Below are 957 nucleotides of genomic sequence, written 5' to 3' on the forward strand. Positions count from 1 at the left end.
ATTCGAGTTGCACGCTCTAGACCCGAAGCGGAGTGATCTAGCCATGGGCAGGTTGAAGCGGCTGTAAGAGGTCGTGGAGGACCGAACCCACCAGGGTTGAAAACCTGGGGGATGACCTGTGGTTAGGGGTGAAAGGCCAATCAAACTCCGTGATAGCTGGTTCTCCCCGAAATGCATTTAGGTGCAGCGTCGTGTGTTTCTTGCCGGAGGTAGAGCACTGGATAGGCGATGGGCCCTACCGGGTTACTGACCTTAGCCAAACTCCGAATGCCGGTAAGTGAGAGCGCGGCAGTGAGACTGTGGGGGATAAGCTCCATGGTCGAGAGGGAAACAGCCCAGAGCATCGACTAAGGCCCCTAAGCGTATGCTAAGTGGGAAAGGATGTGGAGTCGCAGAGACAACCAGGAGGTTGGCTTAGAAGCAGCCACCCTTGAAAGAGTGCGTAATAGCTCACTGGTCAAGTGATTCCGCGCCGACAATGTAGCGGGGCTCAAGTATACCGCCGAAGTCGTGTCACTCACACATTACCGCCAACGCGGGTGTGGGTGGGTAGGGGAGCGTCGTGTGCCGGGTGAAGCAGCCGTGGAAGCGAGTTGTGGACGGTTCACGAGTGAGAATGCAGGCATGAGTAGCGATTCACACGTGGGAAACGTGTGCGCCGATTGACTAAGGGTTCCTGGGTCAAGCTGATCTGCCCAGGGTAAGTCGGGACCTAAGGCGAGGCCGACAGGCGTAGTCGATGGACAACCGGTTGATATTCCGGTACCCGCTTTGAAGCGCCCAGTATCGAATCTTCTGATGCTAAGGCCGTGAAGCCGCCTGCTGAGTCTTCGGACGAGGTGGGAGTGGTGGAGCCGCTGGCCCGAGGGAGTAGTAGGTAAGTGATGGGGTGACGCAGGAAGGTAGTCCAGCCCGGGCGGTGGTTGTCCCGGGGTAAGGGTGTAGCCCGAGTGGTAG

The 957-nt window shown here is 57.9% G+C and carries 1 rRNA gene (only partly in view); it reads left to right on the top strand.

The annotated features are described in order from the left end of the window. Positions 1-957, top strand: a 23S ribosomal RNA gene (locus CK485_RS29140) (it extends past both window edges: 1,010 nt to the left, 1,561 nt to the right).

It is taken from the genome of Streptomyces sp. ICBB 8177, from assembly GCF_003144095.1.
Lineage (GTDB): Bacteria > Actinomycetota > Actinomycetes > Streptomycetales > Streptomycetaceae > Streptantibioticus_D.